At 70.6% G+C, this 24,370-nt stretch carries 21 protein-coding genes, 1 tRNA gene and 1 pseudogene; 9 read left to right on the top strand and 14 right to left on the bottom strand.

Annotated elements, in window-relative coordinates:
- Positions 1-11: 11 nt before the first annotated feature.
- The 3 genes from pfkB to ACWC91_RS21115 all read right to left on the bottom strand — a co-directional run bounded on the left by pfkB (position 12) and on the right by ACWC91_RS21115 (position 3,460).
- The gene (gene pfkB, locus ACWC91_RS21105; RefSeq protein WP_281156804.1) at positions 12-959 is read right to left on the bottom strand and encodes a 1-phosphofructokinase; all 948 of its coding nucleotides are present in this window, start codon (positions 957-959) and stop codon (positions 12-14) included.
- Complete coding sequence (locus ACWC91_RS21110; protein WP_225074726.1) at positions 956-1,717, bottom strand: DeoR/GlpR family DNA-binding transcription regulator; 762 nt, start codon at positions 1,715-1,717, stop codon at positions 956-958. Before ACWC91_RS21110 ends, pfkB begins: the two co-directional genes overlap by 4 nt.
- Before the next feature lie 186 nt (positions 1,718-1,903).
- Positions 1,904-3,460, bottom strand: coding sequence for an MFS transporter (locus tag ACWC91_RS21115; RefSeq protein ID WP_281156805.1), 1,557 nt, complete (start codon positions 3,458-3,460; stop codon positions 1,904-1,906).
- 63 nt (positions 3,461-3,523) lie between these two features.
- Between ACWC91_RS21115 and ACWC91_RS21120 the strand changes: the two genes are divergently transcribed.
- Positions 3,524-4,513 (top strand): helix-turn-helix transcriptional regulator, encoded by a 990-nt coding sequence (locus ACWC91_RS21120; protein WP_225074724.1) that lies wholly within the window; start codon positions 3,524-3,526, stop codon positions 4,511-4,513.
- A gap of 396 nt (positions 4,514-4,909) precedes the next feature.
- Here ACWC91_RS21120 and ACWC91_RS21125 read toward each other — a convergent pair whose 3' ends face one another.
- Positions 4,910-5,908, bottom strand: a complete 999-nt coding sequence (locus tag ACWC91_RS21125; protein ID WP_225074723.1) for a sigma-70 family RNA polymerase sigma factor — start codon at positions 5,906-5,908, stop codon at positions 4,910-4,912.
- Between the two features lie 436 nt (positions 5,909-6,344).
- A complete protein-coding gene (locus tag ACWC91_RS21130) occupies positions 6,345-7,136 on the bottom strand; it encodes a dioxygenase family protein (RefSeq protein WP_225074722.1) in 792 nt (263 codons plus the stop codon).
- 100 nt (positions 7,137-7,236) lie between these two features.
- Here ACWC91_RS21130 and ACWC91_RS21135 point away from each other — a divergent pair, with 100 nt between their 5' ends.
- Positions 7,237-7,764 (top strand): MarR family winged helix-turn-helix transcriptional regulator, encoded by a 528-nt coding sequence (locus ACWC91_RS21135; RefSeq protein ID WP_225074721.1) that lies wholly within the window; start codon positions 7,237-7,239, stop codon positions 7,762-7,764.
- Between the two features lie 139 nt (positions 7,765-7,903).
- Here the strand turns inward: ACWC91_RS21135 and ACWC91_RS21140 are convergent, their stop codons facing one another.
- Both ACWC91_RS21140 and ACWC91_RS21145 read right to left on the bottom strand, forming a co-directional pair.
- Positions 7,904-9,451 carry an MFS transporter gene (locus ACWC91_RS21140; RefSeq protein ID WP_225074720.1) on the bottom strand — a complete coding sequence of 516 codons (1,548 nt, stop codon included), beginning with the start codon at positions 9,449-9,451 and terminating at the stop codon, positions 7,904-7,906.
- A 266-nt stretch (positions 9,452-9,717) separates the two neighbouring features.
- Positions 9,718-10,371 carry a TetR/AcrR family transcriptional regulator gene (locus ACWC91_RS21145; protein ID WP_225074719.1) on the bottom strand — a complete coding sequence of 218 codons (654 nt, stop codon included), beginning with the start codon at positions 10,369-10,371 and terminating at the stop codon, positions 9,718-9,720.
- Positions 10,372-10,753: 382 nt separating this feature from the next.
- Between ACWC91_RS21145 and ACWC91_RS21150 the strand changes: the two genes are divergently transcribed.
- The 3 genes from ACWC91_RS21150 to ACWC91_RS21160 all read left to right on the top strand — a co-directional run bounded on the left by ACWC91_RS21150 (position 10,754) and on the right by ACWC91_RS21160 (position 13,980).
- Complete coding sequence (locus ACWC91_RS21150) at positions 10,754-12,043, top strand: M6 family metalloprotease domain-containing protein (RefSeq protein WP_376500283.1); 1,290 nt, start codon at positions 10,754-10,756, stop codon at positions 12,041-12,043.
- Positions 12,044-12,202: 159 nt separating this feature from the next.
- Complete coding sequence (locus ACWC91_RS21155) at positions 12,203-13,852, top strand: IclR family transcriptional regulator domain-containing protein (protein WP_450643706.1); 1,650 nt, start codon at positions 12,203-12,205, stop codon at positions 13,850-13,852.
- Between the two features lie 55 nt (positions 13,853-13,907).
- Positions 13,908-13,980, top strand: a tRNA-Arg gene (locus tag ACWC91_RS21160).
- 428 nt (positions 13,981-14,408) lie between these two features.
- On the opposite strand, the gene ACWC91_RS21165 is transcribed toward ACWC91_RS21160, so the two are convergent.
- Together ACWC91_RS21165 and ACWC91_RS21170 are read right to left on the bottom strand one after the other, a co-directional pair.
- Positions 14,409-14,825, bottom strand: a complete 417-nt coding sequence (locus ACWC91_RS21165) for a DUF5994 family protein (protein WP_225074717.1) — start codon at positions 14,823-14,825, stop codon at positions 14,409-14,411.
- Between the two features lie 83 nt (positions 14,826-14,908).
- Positions 14,909-15,175: a hypothetical protein gene (locus tag ACWC91_RS21170; protein ID WP_281156808.1), complete on the bottom strand. Its 267-nt coding sequence runs from the start codon at positions 15,173-15,175 to the stop codon at positions 14,909-14,911.
- A gap of 419 nt (positions 15,176-15,594) precedes the next feature.
- On the opposite strand from ACWC91_RS21170, the gene ACWC91_RS21175 reads away from it, so the two are divergent.
- The 3 genes from ACWC91_RS21175 (at position 15,595) to ACWC91_RS21185 (ending at position 18,637) form a co-directional block, all read left to right on the top strand.
- Positions 15,595-16,569 carry an STAS domain-containing protein gene (locus ACWC91_RS21175; RefSeq protein ID WP_225074715.1) on the top strand — a complete coding sequence of 325 codons (975 nt, stop codon included), beginning with the start codon at positions 15,595-15,597 and terminating at the stop codon, positions 16,567-16,569.
- Positions 16,570-16,799: 230 nt separating this feature from the next.
- On the top strand, positions 16,800-17,306 hold the full coding sequence (locus tag ACWC91_RS21180) for a DUF5994 family protein (protein ID WP_225074714.1): 507 nt from the start codon (positions 16,800-16,802) through the stop codon (positions 17,304-17,306).
- 137 nt (positions 17,307-17,443) lie between these two features.
- On the top strand, positions 17,444-18,637 hold the full coding sequence (locus ACWC91_RS21185; protein ID WP_225074713.1) for a PP2C family protein-serine/threonine phosphatase: 1,194 nt from the start codon (positions 17,444-17,446) through the stop codon (positions 18,635-18,637).
- Between the two features lie 2 nt (positions 18,638-18,639).
- Here ACWC91_RS21185 and ACWC91_RS21190 read toward each other — a convergent pair whose 3' ends face one another.
- The 4 genes and pseudogenes from ACWC91_RS21190 to ACWC91_RS21205 all read right to left on the bottom strand — a co-directional run bounded on the left by ACWC91_RS21190 (position 18,640) and on the right by ACWC91_RS21205 (position 21,017).
- Positions 18,640-19,167, bottom strand: coding sequence for a DUF5994 family protein (locus tag ACWC91_RS21190; protein ID WP_225074712.1), 528 nt, complete (start codon positions 19,165-19,167; stop codon positions 18,640-18,642).
- Positions 19,168-19,514: 347 nt separating this feature from the next.
- On the bottom strand, positions 19,515-19,838 hold the full coding sequence (locus tag ACWC91_RS21195) for a helix-turn-helix domain-containing protein (protein ID WP_450643707.1): 324 nt from the start codon (positions 19,836-19,838) through the stop codon (positions 19,515-19,517).
- Positions 19,838-20,206: pseudogene (locus ACWC91_RS21200) on the bottom strand (type II toxin-antitoxin system RelE/ParE family toxin). The gene ACWC91_RS21195 and the pseudogene ACWC91_RS21200 overlap by 1 nt, the downstream one beginning before the upstream one ends.
- 382 nt (positions 20,207-20,588) lie before the next feature.
- Positions 20,589-21,017 carry a PIN domain-containing protein gene (locus ACWC91_RS21205; protein WP_225074710.1) on the bottom strand — a complete coding sequence of 143 codons (429 nt, stop codon included), beginning with the start codon at positions 21,015-21,017 and terminating at the stop codon, positions 20,589-20,591.
- Positions 21,018-22,015: 998 nt separating this feature from the next.
- On the opposite strand from ACWC91_RS21205, the gene ACWC91_RS21210 reads away from it, so the two are divergent.
- On the top strand, positions 22,016-23,737 hold the full coding sequence (locus ACWC91_RS21210; protein ID WP_450643708.1) for a PA14 domain-containing protein: 1,722 nt from the start codon (positions 22,016-22,018) through the stop codon (positions 23,735-23,737).
- Positions 23,738-23,795: 58 nt separating this feature from the next.
- Here the strand turns inward: ACWC91_RS21210 and ACWC91_RS21215 are convergent, their stop codons facing one another.
- On the bottom strand, positions 23,796-24,020 hold the full coding sequence (locus ACWC91_RS21215; protein WP_450643709.1) for a hypothetical protein: 225 nt from the start codon (positions 24,018-24,020) through the stop codon (positions 23,796-23,798).
- Between the last annotated feature and the right edge of the window lie 350 nt (positions 24,021-24,370).

The following is a 24,370-nucleotide window of genomic DNA, read 5'->3' on the forward strand; positions in this document are numbered from 1 at the left end:
GGTGCGGGGGGTCATGCCACCGGCTCCTTCAGCGCGCGGTCCACCGGCACGTCCGCCGTGACCGTCACCGCCGCCGGATCGAGGTCGGCGGGTGTCGGCATCAGGCTGCCCGGCAGCTGGACGGCGGCCGCGCCGTGCGCGACGGCGAGGGCCAGGGCCTCCGGGCCGGTACCGCCGGCGATCAGGAACCCGGCGAGGGAGGAGTCGCCGGCGCCGACGTTGCTGCGGACGGCGTCCACGCGCGCGCTGCCGAACCAGGCGCCCGCCCCGTCCACGAGCAGCTGCCCGTCGGCGCCCAGGCTCGCGAGCACGGTGCGCGCGCCGAGCCCGCGCAGTTCCTCGGCCGCCTTCACGGCGTCGCCGACCGTCGTCAGGGAGCGCCCGACGGCCTCGGCGAGCTCCGCGGCGTTGGGCTTGACCACGTCGGGGCCCTCGCGCAGCGCCGCCAGCAACGCGGGCCCGGAGGTGTCCAGCGCGATACGCACACCGGCCGCGTGCGCCCGCGCGACCAGGTCAGCGTACCAGGACGGCGCGAGTCCACGCGGCAGGCTGCCGCAGCACGCGATCCAGTCCGCGCCGCGCGACTGCCGCCGCACGGTCTCCAGCAGCGACTCCTGCTCCCCGGCGGAGAGTTCCGGACCCGGCGCGTTGATCTTCGTCAGGACGCCGTCGGCCTCCGCGAGCGCGATGTTCGAGCGGGTGGCCCCGGCGACCGGCACCGGCGCGACGTCGATGCCCTGCGCGTCGAGCAGGTCCGCGACGAGGGCGCCCGGGGCGCCGCCCAGCGGCAGGACGGCGACCGAGCGCCGGCCGGCGGCCGCGACGGCGCGCGAGACGTTCACGCCCTTGCCACCCGGGTCCATGCGCTCGCCGGTGGCCCGGACGACCTGGCCGCGTTCGAGCGAGGGGACCTCGTAGGTGCGGTCCAGGGAGGGGTTGGGGGTGACGGTGACGATCATGCGCGTACTACTTCCGTGCCGCCGCGCTCGATGGCGGCCGCGTCCTCGGGACTCAATCCGCTGTCGGTGATCAGCAGGTCCACGTCGTTCAGGCCGCCGAAGCGGGCGAAGTGCTCCTGGCCGTGCTTGGCGGAGTCGGCGAGCAGCACCACACGGCGGGCGGCGGCGATCGCCGCGCGCTTCACCGCGGCCTCGGCGAGGTCGGGGGTGGTCAGACCGTGTTCGGCGGAGAAGCCGTTGGCGGCGACGAACAGCACGTCGGCGCGGATCTCGCCGTAGGCCCGCAGCGCCCAGGCGTCCACGGCGGCGCGGGTGCGGTTGCGCACCCGTCCTCCCACGAGGTGGAGCTGGAGACCGGGGTGGTCCGCGAGGCGGGCGGCGATCGGCAGGGAGTGCGTGACGACGGTGAGAGAGGCCTCCAGGGGCAGGGCGGCGGCCACACGGGCCACCGTCGTACCGGCGTCGAGGATCAGCGTGCCCTCGGCCGGCAGTTCGGCCAGGGCCGCCTTGGCGATGCGGTCCTTCTCGTCGGCGGCGGTGGACTCACGCTCGGTGAGGTCGGGCTCGAAGTCGAGACGGCCGGCCGGGATGGCGCCGCCGTGCACCCTGCGCAGCAGGCCCGCGCGGTCGAGGGCCTTCAGGTCGCGGCGGATCGTCTCCGCCGTCACCTGGAACTCCTCGGCGAGCGACACGACGTCCACGCGGCCGCTGTCCCGGGCGAGCCGGAGGATCTCCTGCTGCCGCTCCGGTGCGTACATGTCCGCTCGCCTCCGACTGATGCCCGAACTTGTGGTTTCTCCCCGGAGGCTACGCCTGAATGTCCAGGAAGTAAACAAGTTCGGGCATCAGACCGGGCATGAACGGACTTCCGGTTGTGTCCGGGCACGCCGATGGGGCCCGGCACCGCTCGGGTGCCGGGCCCCATCGGCCCTCTTTCACGCAGGTCAGCCCACCAGCTCGCCCGACCGCTGCGCCACCACGGCCGGCTCCCCGGCCCCCTCCGCTCCGGCCTCCTCGGCGTCCTCCGCCTGCCGGCCCGGCCGCTTGGGCAGGGCCGACATCAGGACGAAGATGACGCCCAGCACCGCCGCCACCCACACCAGCGCGTGCTGGAAGGCGTTGACGAAGGCCGGGCCCACCTCGGCCGGGGCCAGGCGGTCGCCGATGACCCCGAAGAACACCACCGACACCAGTCCGAGTCCCAGCGCGTTGCCCATCTGCTGCACGGTGTTGATCAGCCCGGACGCCGAACCCGCGTGCTCACGCGGGACCTCCGAGAGCACCGCGTCGGTCAGCGGCGCCACGATCAGACCCATGCCCAGGCCCATCACGACCAGCGGGAGCGCCATCTGCCAGGGGGCGATGCGCAGGCCGTACCGCTCGGACTCCCAGATGTAGAGCAGGACACCGGCCGCCATCACCAGCGCGCCGGCCTGGAGCACCTTGCGGCCGAAGCGCGGTACCAGCTTCTGCACCGACATCCCGGCCGCAGTGGACACGGCGATCGAGAAGGGTACGCCCGTCAGGCCCGCCCGCAGCGGACTCCAGCCCAGGCCGACCTGCATGTACAGCGTCCAGACCAGGAAGAACACGCCCAGCGCGACACCGAAGACGGTCTGCACCGCGATGCCCGCGGCGAAGCTCTTCACCCGGAACAGCGACAGTTCGATGAGTGGCGAGCCGTCCCGCGCCGCCTTGCTCCGCTCGTACGCCACCAGCGCCGCGAAGACCACCAGCGCGCCCGCCATCGAGACGTACCCCCACAGCGGCCAGCCCAGCTCGCGGCCCCGGGTCAGCGGGTAGAGCAGCATCAGCAGGCCCAGGGTGACCAGGGCGACCCCGACGAGGTCCAGCTTCAGGGCCCGAGGGGCCTTGGACTCGCTGATGAAGCGGTTGCCGAGAACGAGGGCCAGGACGCCGACGGGCAGGTTGATCAGGAAGATCGGCCGCCATTCCAGCCCGAACAGGTTCCACTCGGTGAGCAGCGCGCCGAGCAGCGGGCCGGAGACCGCGCCCAGGCCGACGATCGCGCCGAACAGGCCGAAGACCTTGCCGCGTTCGTGCGCCGGGAAGGTGGCGTGCACGATCGAGAGCACTTGCGGGACCATCATCGCGGCCATGGCGCCTTGCAGGAGACGGGCGGCGACCAGCATCTCGGGATTCGCGGCGAAGCCGCACAGCGCGGAGGCGAGGGTGAAGCCGCCGATGCCGAGGAGGAACAGCCGCTTGCGGCCGTGGATGTCGCCGAGCCGGCCGCCGGTGATCAGACCGGCCGCGAAGGCGAGGGCGTACCCGGCGGTGATCCACTGGATCTGGCTGAAGGACGCGCCGGCGTCCTGCTGGATGGACGGAATCGCGATGTTGACGATCGTGACGTCCACGAGGTCCATGAAGGCCGCGGTCATCACGATCGCCAGCGCGAACCAGCGACGGCGGTCGGCGGTCGAGACCGGGGCCGGGACCGGGGCCGGGCTGTCGGCAAGGGTTTCGGTGGAGGACATGACGTCAAACTTAGGCAGGCATTAGGTCAGATCGTGTCCTACTTCTGCGGCATTCTCGGATTCATGACGACGGACACTCCGGCCCGGCTCCTCCAGTTGCTCTCCCTCCTCCAGACGCCCCGGGAGTGGCCCGGCGGTGAACTCGCCGACCGGCTCCGGGTGTCCCGGCGCACGGTCCGGCGGGACATCGACCGGCTGCGTGAGCTGGGCTATCCGGTCCAGGCGACCAAGGGGGCGGACGGCGGCTACCGGCTGGTCGCGGGGAAGGCCATGCCGCCCCTCGTGCTCGACGACGAGGAGGCGGTGGCGATCGCGGTCGGGCTGCGCGCGGGGGCCGGGCACGCGATCGAGGGCGTCGACGAGGCGTCGGTACGGGCGCTGGCGAAGCTGGAACAGGTGCTGCCGACCCGGCTGCGGCATCGCGTCTCCACGCTTCAGGCCGCGACGACTCCGCTGACCAGCGGCGACGGGGCGAGCGTCGCGACGGAGACGCTCACGGTCATGGCCTCCGCGGTGGCGGGGTACGAGCGGCTGCGGTTCGCCTACCGGGCCGGCGACGGGGCCGTGACGCGGCGGCTGACGGAGCCGTACCGGCTGGTGTCGACCGGTCGGCGCTGGTACCTCGTGGCGTACGACCTGGACCGCGCGGACTGGCGGACGTTCCGCGTCGACCGGGTGAGCGAGCCCTTCGCCACCGGTGCGCGGTTCGCTCCGCGGGAACTGCCGACCGGGAGCGCGGCCGAGTACCTCCGGCAGTCGATGTACCGCAGGCAGGAGACCTACGCGTTCACGGTGACCTTCGCCGACCCGGCCGAGGTGGTCGCGGCGCGGCTGCCCGCGTGGCTCGGCGCACCGGAGCCGCTCGACACGGGCGGCTGCCGGCTGCGGGCCACAGTCGGCGACCGGGTGGAGTGGCTCGCGGTGCGGCTGGCGATGCTGGGTTGCGAGTTCACGGTGGAGGAGCCCGACGAACTCATGCAGTGCGTAAGGCAGTTGGGGGCACGGCTGACGCAGGCCGGCGGTCTTTCTCCGGCTCGCGCCCCGGGCGACTGAAGTGGAGCCGGGCTCCGGCGCCCCGGGGGGAGAGGCGCCGGAGCCCGGCTCTGGGAAAGTCCCGGCGCCGGGGGGAGTGCGTCGGGACTTGGCTCTGGACTTCAGTGCGTTCCGCCGAAGCGGCCTGGAGCCGGTCCGGTCCGGAACCTGTCCGGCGGTCGAACTCCTGGGCTCTGAAGGGTTGTTCCCGTGCCCCCGCCGCTTGAAGCGGCGGTACACGGCCATGTTTGCGCGGCCTTTCGCCACCGGGCGTACGCGGTCGCCCGGCGCACCGGCGGCCTCACGCGCCCGGTCTGCCCGGTCTCGCCACGCCCCGGCCGGGGCGAACGTCCTCCGGGGCGGGCATCCGTGCTCGCCCCTGGACGTTCCCCTGGCCGGATCCCGTTCGGAACGGCCTCACGCCGCCGCGTCGAACCCGGTGTCGCGGGCCAGCTTCTTCAGCTCCAGCAGCGCGTGCTTCTCGATCTGGCGGATGCGTTCACGCGTCAGGCCGTGCTCCTTGCCGACCTCGGTGAGCGTACGCTCGCGGCCGTCCTCTATGCCGTACCGCATCTTGATGATCGAGGCCGTGCGCTGGTCGAGGCGGCCGATGAGGTCGTCGAGCCCCTCGCTGCGCAGCAGCGTCATGACCGACTGCTCGGGCGACACCGCGGAGGTGTCCTCCAGGAGGTCACCGAACTGGGTCTCGCCCTCGTCGTCCACCGACATGTTCAGCGAGACCGGGTCACGGGCCCAGTCGAGCACGTCCGAGACGCGCTCGGGCGTCGAGCCGAGCTCCTCGGCGATCTCCGCGGGCTCCGGGTCGCGGCCGTGCTCCCGGTTGAACTCGCGCTGGACGCGGCGGATGCGGCCCAGTTCCTCCACGAGGTGGACGGGCAGCCGGATGGTGCGCGACTGGTCCGCTATCGAGCGCGTGATCGCCTGGCGGATCCACCAGGTGGCGTACGTCGAGAACTTGAAGCCCTTGCGGTAGTCGAACTTCTCCACCGCGCGCACCAGGCCGGCGTTGCCCTCCTGGATCAGGTCCAGCAGGGGCAGGCCACTGCGCGGGTAGCGCCGGGCCACTGCCACGACCAGCCGCAGGTTGGAGCGGATGAAGACGTCCTTCGCCCGCTCCCCCTGGGCGACCAGGGCCTGGAGCTCCTCCTCGGTGGCGTCCGTCTTCGTCTCCTCGTGCCGGTCGAGGATCTGCCGCGCGAACACACCCGCTTCGATGATCTGGGACAGCTCGACCTCCTTGGCGGCGTCGAGCAGCGGCGTACGCGCGATCTCGTCGAGATACATGCCGACCAGGTCGCGATCGGCGATCTCGCCGCCATGGGCGCGAACACTGCTTGCCGCGTCGGCCGTCTCGCCGGTGGCGGACTTACGACGGGCGACGGCACGGGTTGCCATGCGTGCTCCCTTGCGATGGTGGGTCAGCGGGCGGTCCTTCAGATGCTCGGCACCTGCCTCGGAACTCTCCTCGGGTGCCCGGCATCCGATGGAAACAACGACTGGAATCCGGACAGAATTCCCAACCCGCCCACCAATTTTCTGATCATGCAGTACCCTGTTTCGCCGCAGCCGCCGAACGTCGCCGCCGACGGTTACGGAACCGCAGGTCAGAGCGGCACCGAGGGCCTCCCGGGCCCTTCACGGACCCCGCCGGTCACCCCACGCGTGAGACTCCGCTCACACCAATGGCGCCACCTCGGGAAGAGCGTCCCCTTCGACCGCCTTCCACCCTGATTGACGAATCGCTCCGGCGGAAGGTTGCCGCAAACCCGGACTCTCGGGAAAATCCAAGACTCTCCACACCCTCGTCTTACGCAGCGGGGGCGCACATGTCTCAGCCGAACTGCACCGACCGCTTGGCCAGGCCCATCCAGAAGCCGTCGATCACGGACCTCTGCGTGCCCAGCTCACCGCCCGCCTCCGCCGCGCCCATGGTCACGAACAGCGGGGCGAAGTGCTCGGTGCGTGGGTGGGCGTACCGGCCGGCCGGGGCCTTGTCGAGGAAGTCCAGCAGGGCGTCCCAGTCGCGGGTCTCCAGGGCACGCCTGCCCCAGTCGTCGAACTCCGCGGACCAGCTCGGCACCCCTCCCCCGGTGTGCCGCAGGGCGGCCAGGTTGTGGGTGAAGAAGCCGGAGCCGACGATCAGCACACCCTCGTCGCGCAGCGGCGCCAGCTTGCGGCCGATGTCCATGAGCCTGACCGGGTCGAGGGTCGGCATGGAGACCTGGAGCACGGGGATGTCGGCGTCGGGGAACATCTCGACGAGCGGGACGTAGGCGCCGTGGTCGAGGCCGCGGTCCGGGACGTCCTGCACGGGCGTTCCGGGCGCGCGCAGCAACTTCCGGACGTTCTCGGCGAGTTCGGGCGCGCCGGGGGCGTCGTACCGCACCCGGTAGTAGTGCTCGGGGAAGCCCCAGAAGTCGTAGACCAACGGGACCGTCTCGATGGCGCCGAGGGCGAGCGGGGCCTCCTCCCAGTGCGCGGAGACGACGAGGATCGCCTTGGGGCGGGGCAGCTCGGCGGACCAGGCGGCGAGCTGGCCGGGCCAGACCGGGTCGTCCGCGAGCGGCGGGGCACCGTGGCTGAGGTAGAGGGCGGGCATGCGCTCCCGGGCGGCGGCGGACATGGTGGCGACTCCCTGCGGCTGGATGCTTGAAAGCTAAAGCTCTGCCCCACATTACGCCCGGTTTGTTTAACCTTCAAGGAGTAGCTCGTACAGTGGACGTATGAATACGGCACCCGCTTCCGCCCCCGAGCCCGCCGAGGCCGATGCCCACCGCTGGCTCACCGCCGAGGAGCAGCGCGTCTGGCGTTCCTACCTGCACGCCACCACCCTGCTCGAGGACCACCTCGACCGCCAGCTCCAGCGCGACGCGGGCATGCCGCACATCTACTACGGCCTCCTCGTCAAGCTCGGCGAGGCCCCGCAGCGCCGGCTGCGGATGACCGAGCTGGCCATGGACGCCAAGATCACCCGCTCCCGCCTCTCCCACGCGATCGCCCGCCTGGAGAAGAACGGCTGGGTGCGCCGCGAGGACTGCCCCTCCGACAAGCGGGGCCAGTTCGCCGTCCTGACCGAACAGGGCCTTGAGGTGCTGCGCCGCACCGCGCCGGGCCATGTGACCGCCGTGCGCCAGGCGCTGTTCGACCGTCTCAGCCCGGAACAGCAGAAGTCCCTCGGCGAGATCATGCAGATCGTCGCCGAGGGACTCCAGCCGAACGAAGCGGGTGCGGACCTGCCCTGGCTCCGCTGAGGTATGCACCGCCCGGGGGCTGAGGCACGTACGGCCCGGGGGCTGAGTTACGTAGCACCCGGTGGGCTGCAGTACGTACCGCCCGGTGGACGTCCCAACGGGGTTCGAGCGGGCGCCTCAATGGGCGGTCGGTGGGCGGTCAGTGGGCGATGACCGGCACCGCCACCTCGTCCTCGGCGCCCGCGCCGGAACCGGAGCCGGTCACCTTGGTAGCGCCCGGACGCCCCGCGTCGACGAGGGTCAGGGCGATCACGGCGGCCACGACCAGGATGCCGACGGCGAACCAGATGGCGCTGGTGTAGCCGTTCACCATGGCCTGCAGCTGCACCAGCTGCTGCTGGGGCCTGGTGGCGGCACCCGCGATGTGGTCCTGGATGTACGAGGTCGTGGCCGAGGCCGCGATCGTGTTCAGCAGGGCCGTACCGATGGCGCCACCCACCTGCTGCGAGGTGTTGACCATCGCGGAGGCGACGCCCGCGTCCCGCGGCTGGACACCCTGCGTGGCCAGGGACATCGCCGGCATGAACGCCGTACCCATGCCGAGGCCGAGCAGCAGCATCGCGGGCAGCAGCAGGGCGGCGTAGGAGGAGCCGATCTCCAGCTGGGTCAGCAGCAGCATGCCGGTGGCGGCGACCAGGAAGCCGGGGCCCATCAGCAGCCGCGGTGCCACGCGGGTCATCAGGCGGGTGCCGATCTGGGTGGAGCCGGTGATCATGCCCGCGACCATCGGGAGGAAGGCGAAGCCGGTCCGCACCGGCGTGTACCCCCGCACGACCTGGAGGTAGTACGTGAGGAAGAGGAACAGGCCGAACATCCCGATGACCGCGAGGCCCAGCGACAGGTAGATCCCGCCGCGGTTGCGGTCGGTGACCACGCGCAGCGGCAGCAGCGGGGCCTTCACCCGCGACTCGACCAGCACGAAGGTCACCAGCAGAACGGCGGACGCGACGAACATCGAGACGGTCAGGGTGTCGCTCCAGCCCTGGGACTCGGCGCGGGTGAAGCCGTACACCAGGGCGACCAGGCCGAGGGTGGACAGCACCACGCCCGGGACGTCGAGCGGGGAGCGGTTGCGCCCGCCGGCCGGCTCACGGATGACGAAGTAGGCGCCGGCCGCGGCGACGACGGCGAACGGGATGTTCACGAAGAACGTCCAGCGCCAGTCCAGGTACTCGGTGAGGAATCCGCCCAGGATCAGGCCGACGGCGCCACCGCCACCGGCGATCGCCCCGTAGATGCCGAACGCCTTGGCGCGCTCCTTGGCGTCGGTGAACGTCACCGCGAGCAGGGAGAGCGCGGCGGGCGCGAGCAGCGCGCCGAAGACACCCTGCAGTGCGCGGGCGCCGAACATCATCGTGCCGGTCGTCGCCGCGCCGCCGAGTGCGGAGGCCACCGCGAAGCCGGTCAGACCGGTCACGAAGGCGCGCTTGCGGCCCCACAGGTCGGCGATCCGGCCGCCGAAGAGCAGCAGTCCGCCGAAGGCGAGGGCGTAGGCCGTGACGACCCACTGCCGGTTGCCGTCGGAGATGCCCAGGTCCTGCTGGGCGGAGGGCAGGGCGATGTTCACGATGGTCGCGTCCAGCACGACCATCAGCTGGGCGAGCGCGATGAAGACGAGCGCTTTCCAGCGGCCCGGGTCGCCGGACGTGTCCGGGGCGCCGGGAGCCTTTGCGGCTGTTTCAGACATGGGGGTACCCACTTCGGAGCTTCGTGACGGAAAAGGATGAGGAAGGACGAGGAGGGACGAGGAAGGACGAGGAAAAGACGGGAAGAGGCGAGAAAGGACGGAAGAAGGCGAGGAAAGACGGAAAAGGTGGTGGCGGGAGATCGCAGCCGACCGTCACGGCCGGCCCGGGGCTCGGTTTCGGATGATGAGTTCGGTTGGCGGGGCGACGGCCGGCCGCAACGCGCCGACGGCCGGCGTACGGTTCCGGGCCGATCGCTCCCGGCTGGTCAGGCCCGGCGGAGATCCTCCAGGGTCGCGGTCGCACCTGGCAGGGCGGATCGGGCCGGGGCCCGCAGCCCGTCCAGGAACAGTTGCAGATGACGGTGCACGAAGCGGTCGATGCTGCCGCAGCCGGTGCCGGCCGGCGGCCGGGAGAGCTGGGCCACGGCGACCATCACATCGCCGACGCCCACGTCGGGGCGCAGCTGTCCGGCCTCCTTGGCGCGGTCCATGACCTCCTCGATGAGGTGCTCGACCCTTGTGCGGGCGGCCTCCATGTCGGGGTGGTGCTGGTCGAAGGTGCTGGAGATCATCGGGCACAGAGCGCTGATCCGCTCGTCGGCGGAGGCGTGCACGAAGTGCTCCAGGGCGTCGAAGGCGTCGCCCGTCTCGGCGAGCGCCCGCTCGGCCGCCTGCGCCGTACGGTCCATGACGGAGCAGACGACCTCGCGTACGAGGGCGTCGCGGTCGGGGAAGTTGCGGTACAGCGTGGCGTTGCCGACGCCGGCCCGGCGGGCGATCTCGTCGAGCGGCACCTCGGGGCCGTGCTCGACGAACATCTCGCGGGCGGCCGTGACGATCCGCTCCCGGTTGCGCAGGGCGTCGGCGCGAGGCCGGGTCGCCTTGCGCAGCTCGGGGTTCGCGGTCGTCGCGGTCTTCACGGCGTACTCCTCAAGTCGGTCGGTCAGTCGGGCGGTGGGCTGGCCCGTCGGCGGCCCGTCGGGCGGTCGATCGGTCAGCCGGCTCGCCGGTCGGACGGTCGGCCCGGCGGGTGGTGAGTCGGGCGGCGGGGCGATCCGGGGAGCGAGTCCCCGTTTCGCTCGGACACATGACCAAACGGGGAAGAGGTCCCCGGTTATTTCCCGACCGCCGCGAGATTTTTCGTGACCTGAGTCACATCCCCCCGGAGGCGTGCATTCCCACGACGGGGTGGCCCGTCCCACGACCGGACCGCTCCAGCGCGCGCCGAACGCCCCAGCGACACAGGGTGATCCCAAGGGTGCAGCCGGGAACCGGTGGCTGCCCGGCGCGAAAGGTGAACGCATGCAGGTGCAGCCGCCCCGCCGCCGTGAAGGCCCGATACCCAAGCGCCGTGCGGTCGCCCTGGGCTCCGTCACGGCGCTGATCCTCGCGGTCGGCACCTCTGCGGGTAGCGGGCACCTCACGGAGGGCGGCACGGCGACCGGAACCGGAACGGCTGCGCTCTCCCCCGCCCTGGTCCCCTGCATGATCAGCGGAGCCTCTTCCGTCCAGATGTCGGAGGGCGTCCCCACCACCGGCGGCTACGCCCGCTCCCTCGGCACCGTCCACGCCCTGACCCTGATGATCGACTTCTCCGACGCGCCCGGCGAGGACGATGCGCTCAACCGCTTCCACGAGTTCTTCCCGCAGACCCAGCAGTGGTTCCGCACCGCGTCCTACGGCCGCCTCGACTACCGCGCGGAGACCCCGATCACCCGGTGGCTGCGCATGCCGAAACCGTTCAAGGACTACGGCCTGGAGCGCGGCGCCCCGTTCGACCCGGGCTACCGCCAACTGATCAAGGACATAGTCCAGGCCGCCGGGCCGACGGTGGACTTCCGGGACTACGACCTGATCAACATCCTCATGACCCCGAACGCGGGCCCCTCCGCACTGGACACGGTCCTCTCGGTGACCTTCGCCGGCAACTCGGACGCGCCCGTCGCCAACGGCGTCGCCATGGCCAACGTCTCCTTCATCTACTCCCGTCAGGACGACGGCTCCGGCTCGTACGAGAACACCGGCTTCCGCGTCCTGCCCCACGAGAACGGCCACGTCTTCGGGCTGCCCGACCTCTACACCCAGGAAGGCGGGGCGGCGGTCGGCCACTGGGACATCATGAGCGAGGACTGGGGCGCCAACAACGACCTGCTCGGCTGGCACAAGTGGAAGCTGGGCTGGCTGGACGCCTCCCAGGTGAGCTGCGCGTCCAAGAAGGGGTCCGCCGAGTACACCCTCACCCCGCTGGGCCGGGCGGGCGGCCACAAACTGGTCGTCGTCCCCCTCGACGGACGGACCGGCTACGCCCTCGAACTGCGCACCCGAGCGGGCAACGACGAGGAGGTGTGCCGGCCGGGCATCCTGGTCTACAAGGTCGACGCCGAAGTCGACACCGGACAGGGCCCGATCAAGGTCCGCGACTCCCACCCCAACTCCGGCGGCTGCACCCGCAGCCCCAACGTCGAGGCGGAACTCTCCGACGCGCCCTTCGCACCGGGCGAGTCCTTCAAGGACCCCAAGGCACACGTCCGCGTCGACGTGATCTCGGCCGACCACGCGGGGGACTACCGGGTGCGGGTCACTCGGCAGTGACGCGTGGACCCTGCGGGAGCGCACGGGCGCCGAGGCGGTGGGCGAGATGGGAGGAGCCGAAGTGAGATGGGGGACGAGAGGGGTGAGTGACGCGGACGAACTCGCGAACGGACTACCGTAGGCCTGCTGCGACCGCCGCCGTACCGGAAAGCCGAACCGATGCCCGCGAACACCACGACGGATCCGGAGGCCCACGGGGCCGCCGACGCCCGCACCGGGCCCTCCGCCTCCACGGCAAGCGCGCACCCGGCCGCACCCGCCGTGCCCACCGCCGTACCTGCGGCACCCGCCGAGGCGGTCACCCCGCTGATGCGGGGCGTAGCGGTGCTGCGGCAGCTGACGCTGGCCGGGGGCGCGTTGAGCCCCAGCGCCCTGGAGCGCGCGACGGGCCTCGCCCGCTCGACGGTGGACCGCATCACGGCGACGCTCTCCCGGATGGGATACGTCCGCCTCGACGGCCGGGACGTCGTCCTCACTCCTCGCCTGATGGAGCTGGGCAACGCCTACCTGGCCGCCCTGCGCCTGCCGGCCCTGCTCGGCGCGCGCGCCGACGCGCTCGCCGAAGAACTGGACGAGTCGGTGTCCCTGGCGGTCGGCGACCGCGACGGCATCCGCTTCATCCACCAGGCGACCCGCCGCCGCGCGATGTCCCTGAGCTTCCGCATCGGCGACCTGCTCCCGGCCGAACGCACCGCGCCGGGCGCGCTGTTCGCCACGGAGTGGACGGACGAGGACTGGCGCCGCTGGCACGAGCGCCGCTCGGCCGACCCGGAGGACCGGAACTTCCCGGCGGTACCGCCACGTTCCCCGGGGCCGGACGACTTCGAGGAACGATCCGCTCAAGCCGGCCGGGAGGACTGGTCGTTGGACGACCAGCTGATCGAACCGGGCCTGGTCGCGGTCTCCGTGCCGGTACGGAACCCCGCCGACGGCCGGATCGCCTGCGTGGCGAGCGTGGTGAGCCACACCAGCCGCCACTCGGCACATGACCTGCGCACGACGCTGCTGCCGCAGCTGCGGGAGACGGTCGCTGCCATGGAACGGGACCTGCGCGAGGCCCCGCCCCCGGCGCCCGCCCCTCCGCCGTCGGGCCTGGCCACCTGGACGGCCGCCTCGAAACAGGAGCTGGGCCGCGACTTCATCGAATCCCTGGCCCGCGGACTGACGGTCCTGACGGCCTTCGACGAGGGCCGGACCGCCCTGGCCCTGACGGAGGTGGCCAAGGCCACGGGCCTGGCCAGGGCGACGGCGCGCAGGGCACTGATCACCTACGAGCACCTGGGCCTGGTGAGCCAGTCCCGGGACACCCGGACGTTCACGCTCACCCCCCGGGTCCTGTCCCTGGGCTTCCCGCCCCTCTCCCGCGCCTCCCTGTCCGGGATCGCCCAGCCCCACCTGGAGGGCCTGGCGGCCCACGTGCACGAGACGACGTCACTCGCCGTGCTGACGCCGTCCGGCGAGGAGATCCAGTACACGGCGCGTGCCACCACGAGCCGCATCATGAGCGTCGACATCACGGTCGGCGCCCGCCTCCCGGCCCGCGCGACGTCCCTGGGCCAAGCCCTCCTGGCAGGCCACGGCTACGCCCTGGTCGACGAGGAACTGGAACAGGGCGTGCGCTCGATCGCCGTCCCCGTCCGCGACCGCGCGGGCAGAGCGGTCGCCGCGACGAACATCGCCCTGCACGCGGCCCGCCACACCCGCGAGGAGTGCGTCGAGGACCTCCTCCCCGCCCTGCTCCGAACCGCCCACCACCTGGAGGAAGACCTCCACATGGCCTCCCGCTTCACCCGTGTCGCCCTGACCTGACTCCCCACCGCCCCAATCCGGTACGCTGACGCCTGTGGCCCACACGCCACGATCCGCCTTCGTAGCTCAGGGGATAGAGCACCGCTCTCCTAAAGCGGGTGTCGCAGGTTCGAATCCTGCCGGGGGCACAGACAGAAGGGCCAGCTCAGGAAGGTTTTTCCTGTCAGGCTGGCCCTTCGTCGTTCCGGGTGCCGTGCCACACGCGTGCCACTACGTCCACTCGGCGCCCTCTCCGGTGGAGCCCGTAGCCGCTCCCCCACTGCCCCGGATCATGGCCTCAAGCCGGTCCGCGATGGCCCGGTCACGGTCGCTGGTCATGTGCTGATAACCGTACGACGATGTCGCCAAGTTGGTCGCCGGAGGCGTCGCGCCTGCCGAAGTCCATCATTTCTGCGTGCGCAACCTGCCCCGGCTGAAGGGCCAACGCGTCACAGTCGGCTGCCTCAAGACTTGATGCTTCAAACGCCCTGTCGTCGGGGAAATCTGAGCACACTGCAGGCCCTTGCGGTGGCCTGTGAGGCACGGCAGCGCACCTGCACAGGCCGGCCCGTCCAGGTCAGGCAGTGCGCCCCGCAAGCGGGGCGGGTGCCGTGGCCGTCTCCATGAGCCGCTCGGCCTCCTCCTCCGTGGCGGCGGGTGGCACGACGAGCAGGTCCCAGCGGCCGTACCCGGGAGCGAGCAGGCAGATGGTGTGTTCGGCTCGCGGCAAGTCCGTCCGGCGCAGGTGCACCTTCTGGTCCTCGATGAGCATCCCGTCCCCGGACAGCGACCACATCGTCCCGTTCACGAGAACGCTGCTGATGTGCCCCCAGCGGTGCGGCAGCCCGGCGAGCAGTCCGGGGAGCTCGGCGGTCAGGTCGTAGGACCTCGGCCACCAGGCCCCGTCGATACGCCGGGCCGAGCCGTCCTGGAAGGACTGCTCCCCCAGCCGGAGCCGGGCGGAAGGCGGGTGAAGCGAAAGGGTGGTGGTCATGAGGACTCCTGGGGCGGTAGGGGTGGGGGACTCGCCACGGTCGGGGGTTCGGCGGGCGACGGCCCGCCCGGCGGCCACACGCATTACGCCGTCTCGCCCGGATGTGTCCGGTCGACCGGCGGCCTGCTGGCCTCCAGCCAGGAGCGGAGCGGGCCGGCGCCCCGCTCGGGGTCGAGCGTGAGGTGCAGACGCGTCCCTCTACCTGACGGGAACGCCGGGTAACTGCGTTGCTCGCCCCCGGCGAACAGCAGCCGGAGAGCGTCCGCGACGTGCCGGGCCGCTTCGGCGTCCATGGAGACGATGCGGACCTCGACCCTGCCCCCGGCGGGACGGGCATCCGGAACGTCCAAGGTTAGGGATGAGTACGGTGAGTGCAGGGATTCGGTGGTCATCGGGCGGAACCTGTCCCGGGCTGGAAACGGCCCGTGAGGTGTCACGCGGCCCCTACCGAGCCGCGCGCCGAGGACGAGACCAGCCCTGTCACCGGTGTACGAAGTACCCTCGACCCTCCCCACCGTACTCCTGGCACCCTCGGCGCAGCCGCTTCCCGTCGCAGGCGACGTAGGGTTGACGTACCGAGGGCACCACGCACTCCGGCCGCCGCGCCGGGTCGTCCTCGGCGAGAGACGAACCCGAGCCGCCCCAGTGGTCGGCGCGGAGACGGGTCGGCATCATGTCCGCCGCGGTCGAAGCAACTCCACGCAAGCGCATCATGGTTGGGGCCGCGCTGAGCACCCGCTGGTCCACGCGTCGGCCGAGGTGAAGCGTGATGGCCTTTTCCCGGCTGGACATCCGCCGGCGGAACCGAGGGGAGCGGACGCTCGTCACACTCGCCGGTGACATCGGACCGGCCACGACGCCGCTGCTGCGGGCCGCATTGGAGCAGTGTCTGCTGGACGGTGTCACCGTGATCGATATCGACCTGACCACGGTCGGCTCCTGCGACGCCAGGGGCTTGGACGTCCTCCTGTCGGCGTCACGGCGCGCCGGCCGGGTTCACGCCTCCCTACGGCTGCACCACCCGTGCGCGCAGATCACCCAGCTCCTCGCTGTCACCGGATCCGCTTCGCTGCTCCTTGCGGCTCCCGTGAGCCCCGTGCCGCCCGCCGCACCCGGCGACCTCATGAGGACCGCGACGCGGGCGCCCGAAGACCCCGCTCGTCGGCCGGATCAGCCGGTCCTCAAGGACGCGATCCGTCTTCGCCGGCTGACCCGCTGGCAGGCCGAAGGCATGTGCGAGGACATCGCAGACCTGGCTGCGGAGTCTGTCGCGGGCACCCCCGGCGAGGCGTACCACGACCGTGGAGACTTCCTGCGCCGCTTGGCGGTCACGGCCCACCGCCCCGGCTTCGCGCTGCTGGTCGCCGAGACGACGGTGCTGGTCGGTTGCGCCTTCGGTTTTCCGGTGGGCCCTGAGGGCTCCGGCCGGCGGGGGTTCGACGGAACGCTCCAGGAGACCATCCAGCGGCTCACCTCCCGCGCTCGGTTCGTCGTCCTCACCCAGGTCGTGGCCCATCCGCACGCTCAGCACCGCGATATCGCCCGCCGCCTGCAACAGCGTCTGCTCACAGACCTGCACTCCTCCCTCGGAGTCACCCTGCTGCATCCTGCCGACCAGGCAGGACAAGCCGCCTTCTCGTCCTGGGGCTGGCAGAACATGGGTGAGGTCGTCGGGCTGCCCGGCCCCGTCGCCCCCTGCGTGTTGAACCTGCCTGTCGAAGGGCTGTCCCCGGCATGCCGATGATGTGGCGGAGGGGCGATGAGCCGGCGTTCGTACCTGCCGCGGCGGTCACGCCACCCGTCGTCTGCCGTACGGACGTATCTCCGCGCGACGGCTGCGCGCCGCGCCGCCCGCGACGGCCGGGAGTAACCTGGCAGGTACCGAGAGCTTTTCGGGCGCACGACCACGGCGGCGCCGTTCCCGGCGAGTGACAGACACGGGCAGCCGTGAGCCGCCCGGGACGGGATCGCACGATGGACGCCATCACCAAGCCCGCCGAAGGTCCGGCAGAGGGACACACCTACCGGATGCCCGTGCCCCGGCTTCGCCTCACGCGGGACGCCAGCCACGGCCCGCTGGACGGAGCATGGTGGCCGCGTTGCGCCGAACTGGAACTGGAACTGCCCGCGCTGGTCGGCTCCCTGGATCCGAGCGTCGGCACCGTCATCCACGTCACCGTGGGGACCGCCGCCTGGCCCGATGCCCCGCAGAAGGTGATGGCGCCCGGGCATGTGATCGAGGTGGACCTGACCGACCTCGCCGCCGAGGCGCATGCCATCACCGTGGACTGCGGCAGCGTGGGACGCTGGGAACTGCTGGTGATCCCACCGGACGAGCCGGCCGGAACGGCTGCCGGGCTGCTGATCGCTGCCGCCGACCCCCGGAACTCGCTGTCGGCTCCGCGCCTGCTCGCACTCGCCGAGTGCGGCTCCGACGGCCAGGACACATGGGAGTCGGAAGGAGGAGCCGGACTCAGATGAGCAACCCGATCCGGTCGGGCCCACGTGCCCGGGCCGATCCGGGCGTCTACGACCCCTCGATGGAGCGATGACACCGGCAGACCCTGCGTCGTCCCAGCCCGCCGCCCTGACCGGCCCGGCCCGTGGCGGGTGAGTGGATGACGACCGGACGGCGGGCGGACCGCTCCGAGAGCTTCGGGGAAGCTCTGCTGGGCGAGGTCCTCGATCGCGCGCATGAACTGCCGCCCCATCTCATCGGGCCCTTGGTCGCCGACATGATGGAGCGGCTCGGGGGCCGCCGACCGCAGGTGCTGCTGCAGGACTACGGACAACTGCTGCTGGTACCCCTGCCCGGCGACGGCCTCACGGAGGGCGAACCGCAGGTGATCGACGACTCCGTGGCGGGCCGCTGCTTTCTCGACGCTCACCCCGTCGAGCTGCCCGAGGACGACGGCGTGCGGGTCCACCTGCCGCTGCTGGACGGCGGCGACCAGGTCGGGGTCATGGCAGTCACGTTGGACAGCGTCGACGACCACGACCGCCGCATACTGCGCAGGATCGCCGGCCTGGTGGCCGACCTACTGGTGACCAAGCATGGCTACTCCGACCTCCTCTTCGGTGTCCGACGCCGTGAACCGATGAGCGTCGCCGCGGAGATCCAGTGGTCCCTGCTGCCGCCACTGGCGATGCTCATGCCTCGGGTCGCCGTGGCCGGGATCCTGGAACCCGCCTACGACGTGGCGGGGGACAGCTTCGACTACGCCCTCAACGGAGACGTCCTCCACGTGGCCATGATCGACGCGATGGGCCACGGCCTGGACGCGGCCACGATGGCCACCGTTGCCATCGGTGCCTACCGCCACGCCCGCCGCGCCGGCACCGGGCTGCCGGAGATCTACGACTTCATGGACCGCGCTGTGGCGGACCAGTTCGGCCCCGAGCACTTCGTCACCGCGCAGATGCTGCAGCTGGACACCACGACGGGACATCTTCAGTGGGTCAACGCCGGGCACCCGTCACCGATGCTCGTCCGTGATCATCGTGTAGCCCTCCGGCTGACCGGTCCGACGACCCTCCCTGTGGGCTTCGGCGGTCCGGAGCCGCAGATTTGCGAGATGAAGCTGGAGCCGGGGGACCGCCTCCTCTGCTTCACCGACGGACTGATCGAGGAACACGCGATGGGTGAAGAGCAGTTCGGAGAGGGACAGCTGATCGACTGGGTGAACCAGTTGGAGAGAACCGGCCGCGGGATCCGGGCAGTGGCGCGCTCCTTGTCCCACACGCTCAAGCGGGCGCGGGGCGGACACACCACGGACGACGCGACGCTGCTCCTGGTGGAGTGGCGCGGCTGACCTCACCAGTGTCGTCCAGTGCCGCTCCGCCGCCCACGGCTCGCTCTCAGTCCGTGCGGCCCCTGTGCGCTTTCGATGTCGATGAGAATCTGTTCCGCCTGGGTGACGTTGTCGGCCCGGACGGCCTGAGCCATCGCGGCGCGGGCGGCCTCGGGTGCCGTGTCCGGCGGAACCACCAGCAGGGAGAAGATGTCCTGATCGCCGCGAGTGATCAGGACGGTGTCGTCGCCCACCGGAAAGGAGTCGATGTGCACCACCCGGTCCTCGACGACGATCCGCGTCGGGAGCCCTTCCCAGGCCGCGGCGTCCAGCCCGACGCGCGTGACGGGGCCGAGGTGGCCGGTGAGAGCGCTCAGCAGCGCGGGCAGCTCGGCACCGATGTCGCGCGACCGCGGCCACCACGCACCATCGAGGACGCCTTCGCGTGCCTCCGTGGTCTCCAGCCGGAGCAGCGCACACCCCGGCTGCACGGCCTCGTGAACGCCACTGGGCAGATGCCGGGAAACGGGCCGTGAATCGGAGCCGGTCATGAGGATCACCCGTCTTCGGAAATCGGTGCGATCATGGGGCTCGCCTCGCGTTTCCACGCTACTCCTCGTGCCACGGGCGTCGATGTTTCCAGAATCGCCCTGTCCCGGGCAGCCGGCCCCAGCCAGAACGGATTCGGCACACATGAGGCCGGGAAATCCCGTGAACACACGAGAACTGCAGAGAGGTGTTTTCCGGGGCCAGAGACCATTCGGCTGCCGTTTCCGCAGGTCACAGCCCTGCCCGGGGAAAACTCCTAAAGTGGGTGTCGCAGGTTCGAATCCTGCCGGGGGCACCAGCCAAAAGACCCCGGACCGATCATGGTCCGGGGCCTTTTGGCGGTTCGGTTTCAGGCGGCGTGGGGGGTGAAGGTGACACGGGAGTCACCCTCGTCGATGGCCAGGTTCAGCGTGCCGTCCAGGGCCTTGGCCAGGCGCCGCAGCAGCGGAAGCGTCGGCACGGTGTCGCCGCCCTCCATCCGGGACACCTGAGGCTGCGTCATCCCGGCCCGCTCGGCCAGCTCGGCCTGGGACAGGCCGAGCTCGATCCGACGGTCGTAGACCGCCTGCCCCAGATCGCCGGCCAGCCGTGCGTCGACGTACTCCTGGTCGTACTCCACCGCCTCACCCGTAAGCTGCCGGGCCCGGCGCGTCCTCCACGTGCTGTGATTCATCAGCTCTCCTTGCGCCGATCATGGGTGTGCTCAGCCCGGCCGTGCTCGGCCTCGCAACCTTCTGGGCCTGATGCGCACGTTCGACTTCCGCCGCCTCACGCATCCTCGTCTTACGGAACACCGTCAGCAGAACGATCCGCTGCCCGGGGGGCGAGCCAGTACGGAATGCGCACGGCCTCGCCGTCCAGCTCGAAGCGCAGCTCACGCAGCTTGCCGCCCAGGTGACGCGAGTACGGCTCACCAAGCGTCGCCGGCTCGTCCAGGAGACGGTCCGTCTTGTCCTCCACCCGCCGGTAGAGGCGGAACGGAAGTAGCTCCAGCCAATCCCTCACCTCGGGTTCGATCTCGATCTCCCACCGCTCCGTCATGCAATCAACGGTATATATCTCCAAATGCATAGCGCAAGCCGCCACGGCGCTTGCGGCCAGCACTTCCCCTGGCTGCGTCACCTCCCCCGATCCACCCGAGAGGTCACCCTCTGCCAGTCGACCCAGAACACATTCGGCACACATGAGGTCAGGAAGCTTCGTGAACACGTGAGAACTGCAGAGGAGCGTTTTCCCAGGCCAGACGCCCAGCATCGTACATTTCCGCAGGTCCTGGCCCCGCCCATGGAAAACTCCTAAAGCGGGTGTCGCAGGTTCGAATCCTGCCGGGGGCACAGAGAAAAAGCAGGTCGGAGACCCTGCAGCCCGAGTGGGCTGCAGGGTCTCCGACCTCGCAGCACATATAGGTGAAGGGCTCCTCGACCTACAGTTGCTGCTCCCATGGATTGACCACCAGAGACCCGGTTCGGGCCATGTGCTTGATGTTGCGTGTGGCCACCGTCCAGCCGTTGGCCAGGGCGGTGGCAGCGATCAGTGCATCCGGCGGGTCGATGCTGGTGCCGGCGGCCTTGAGCGTCTTGTGGACGGTGAGGTAGGCGGCCGCTTCCGGTTCGCCGATCGGCGCGATGCGGTCGCGGTATTCGTGCCGTGCCGCAGCGAGAGCTTGTGCGTAGCGGGCCTGGCGTACAGGATCCGGAGTAGCGGCCACGCCGGCCTCGATCTCGGCCATGGTGATCACGCTCAGGAAGCGGTTGGGCCTGGCCGTGGACCGGAACCAGGCCAGGACGCGGGGGTCGGGCTTCGCCCGGGTCGTCAGCTCGGCGACGACATTGGTGTCGAACAGGTAGATCACTCGGCGTCCGTCTGCTCGTCGTAGGAGCGGGCACCGAACTCCAGACCCTCGAAGGGCCGGGAGAGCAGGAACTCCTCGAAGCCGTCGTTGCTCAGGGTCACCCAACGGTGCAGCATCTCTGGCAGTGCCTCGATCTCCGTGTCGGCAAGCTCTGCGTCGAAGTGCCGACGCTGGCCCTCAGGCAGGGACTCCCGAATGTCACGGATGGTCCGCAACGGGTGCGACGACGAGGGTGGCGGGTGAGGCCCGCTCGGGGCCGTGGTCATCGGCATCCCCTCCGCTTGATCAGGCTGCGTACTGCTGCTGGTCCCAGGCTACGGGTTTCCACCTGCCCGCTCACAGCTTTGGGGTGGGAGCGGAGCATCCGTCCGCCTGCCCGCCGAGCCACAGCGGCAGTTCTTACGGAGTTCGCCCGGTCGCCCTCGTCGATGAGGCGACAAGGCTCCACATCAGGTGCCCACCCCCGGCCCAGCAACCAACCGGAACGAATTCAGCACACATGAGGCCGGAAACGACTGAGAACACACGAGAACCGCGTAGAAGTGATTTCGCAGGTCAGTCGCGCTGCGAGATGCGTTTACGCAGTTCACGGCCTCACCCGGGGAAAACTCCTAAAGCGGGTGTCGCAGGTTCGAATCCTGCCGGGGGCACCGCATGTGCCTGCTGTCACTGCCCCGCGACCATCGGCCGCAGGGCAGTGACAGCAGGTCTTGACGGCAGTTTCCTCTGCCGGCGTCGCCTGAGCAGGCGGCCCCTGCGGCTCATGGTCTCCCGACCGGCGTCTCGGACGACCCCAACTGGTATGAATCGACATCCTCCGCCTGAGGGCACTCGTCACCGGCGGCGACCGGAAACCGCTTGGCCGTGCAACCACAGACTGCTCTCATGTATCCCACTTCTCGTACGACTGTCCGAGGGACGGTCACACGCTAAAAGGGGATGCAGTGAGAAGGGTCGGAAGATCCCGTTTGGCCGCCGCGACCGCGGTGGTGGTCGCGATGACGGGCACTCTTGTCGCGGTCGCCACCTCCCCGGCGTCGGCGGCTGCCTGCGCGACGAACACCTACACCCGGCAGTTCTTCGCGAACACCAGCTTCTCGGGCGCGCCGAAGCGCACGGACTGTGACACCGCGATCAACGAGAACTGGGGCACCAAATCGCCCGGGGTCCCCGGCGTCGCCAAGGACAACTTCGGCGTCCGCTGGCAGATCACCCGCGACTTCGGCTCCGGAGGTCCTTTCGCGTTCACCGCCTCCGGCCAGGACGGCATCCGTGTGTACCTCGACGGCGCGCGCAAGATCGACCTGTGGAAGAACGGGTCCAGCACCGTCTCCCGGACCGTCAACCTGACCATCCCCCGTGGCACCCACACCCTCCGCGTCGACTACGTCAACTGGACCGGTGCCGCCGCCGTCAAGTTCGCCTACGCGCCCCGCACCGGCGCCACCGTGGACCGTGTCGCCCCTCTCGCACCCACCGGGGCGAAGGTGGTGTACGACAAGGGCACCGACTCCGCCACCTTCTCCTGGACGCCCAACAAGGAGATGGACCTCGCCTACTACCGGGTCTACCGGCAGACCGCGGTGGGTGACTGGATGCCCATGGTCCTGACCGACAGGACCTCCTGGACCGACACCAAACTGCCCCGCAACGGCAAGCCCATCCGCTACTACATCTGCGTCACCGACCGCGCCGGGAACCTCTCCGAGAGCACACCCGTCCTGACGGTCACCCCGGTCGACACCGTCGCCCCGACGGCACCCGTCATCGCCGTGTCCCACATGGCGAACACCCCCAGCTCTCTGAAGATCAACTGGGACGGCCGGACCGAGGAGGAGATAAGGATCGGCGGCACCATCAGCATCTACCGGTCCACCGGCGACACCCTCGGCGACAGCCCCGAACTCATCGGCACAGCGTCGAAGGACTCGTCGCCGACGTCGACCTACGCGTACATGGACGAACTGCCGGCGTTCGACGGCACCGCCTACACCTACGCCGCCGTGGTGACCGACGCCGCCGGCAACGCGTCCCCGATGTCCGCGCCGCGTTCGGTGACCCCCGACAGCGTTCCCCCGGCCCCGCTCACCGGCCTGACCGCCACGCCCCGCGCCGACGGCGTCCTGCTGAGCTGGGACGCCCCCGCCGAGAGCGGCCTGAGCTACGCCGCCACCCGCGTCGTACGGCGGCCGGACGGCAGCACCGGCTACAACAGTGACGGGTGCTCCGACGCCGTCGACCCCAAGAAGCCCACCGCCCTGCCGAACGCGATGCTGTGCGCCGGACCGGCGGACGGCGAGACGGTGACCTTCCTCGTCGTAGCGATCGACCAGTGGGGCAACCACATCGGCCTCGACCTGGCCCCCACCGTCACCACCACCGAACTCGACAACAGGCCCGACGACGCCCTCGGCGAGGACTCCGGCGTGCTCACCGTCCTCAACCCCGACGCCGTGACCAGAACCGGCCGCTTGGAGTGGGCCTGCTCCGACATGACGGCCTGCGCCGGCATCACCGAGCACCGCCTGGAGCGCTGGAACGTGGCCACCAGGACGTACGAACCGGTCACCTCCATCGCCGCGGCCCCGAACCGCATCTACCGCGCCGCCGTGCCCCTGCCGCTCGGCGAGACGTCGTACTTCCGGATCACCGGCATCCTCGCCGACGGCACACCGGCCGCCGTGGTGCACTACTCGGCGGCCAGGGGCGACTACGTGTGAGCCCCGGGAACCGTGCCGACGACTTCGCGGCGGTCACTCGGATTCTGACCGAGGCGGATCAGCGGGACTTCTGCGGCGGACCCTGATCGCTCGGGGAAGCATTTGTCATGCGCGCAACGGCGACGAGGGCCGCGACCTTGAGGTCGCGGCCCTCGTCGCGCTGAACATCGGCCACCGCGACACCGGGGTCGACGAGCGCCAGTCGAGGGGAAGCGGCCATGCGGCCCTGATCATTCGGCTCTGCGCCACGGCGCACCGGGGCAAGCGCGCCCGCGATCCGCACCCTGACTCAGAGTGAGGTGCCGCTCCAGCTCCACGAATCGTCACGGGCCTCCCGCAGCAGGACGGCGAAGACGTCGCATGCAGGGCGCGGGCCGCCAACTGCTCCTAGGATGGCTTTCATCCAGAACGGATTCAGCACATATGAGGCCGCGAAACCCCGTGAACACGCGAGAACCACGGAGTGGTGTTTTCCCAGGCCATACACCTGTGGCTGACGTTTCCGCAGGTCACAGCCGCGCCCGGGGAAAACTCCTAACCTCGCTGTTTCGGTTGGCGTCGGCTGATCTGGGGTGATCCATGTGCCGGGGGGCGCGGGGCTGCCGTCGGATGTTGGGCATGGCGGGGTCCCGG

It is taken from the genome of Streptomyces sp. NPDC001204 (assembly GCF_053598035.1).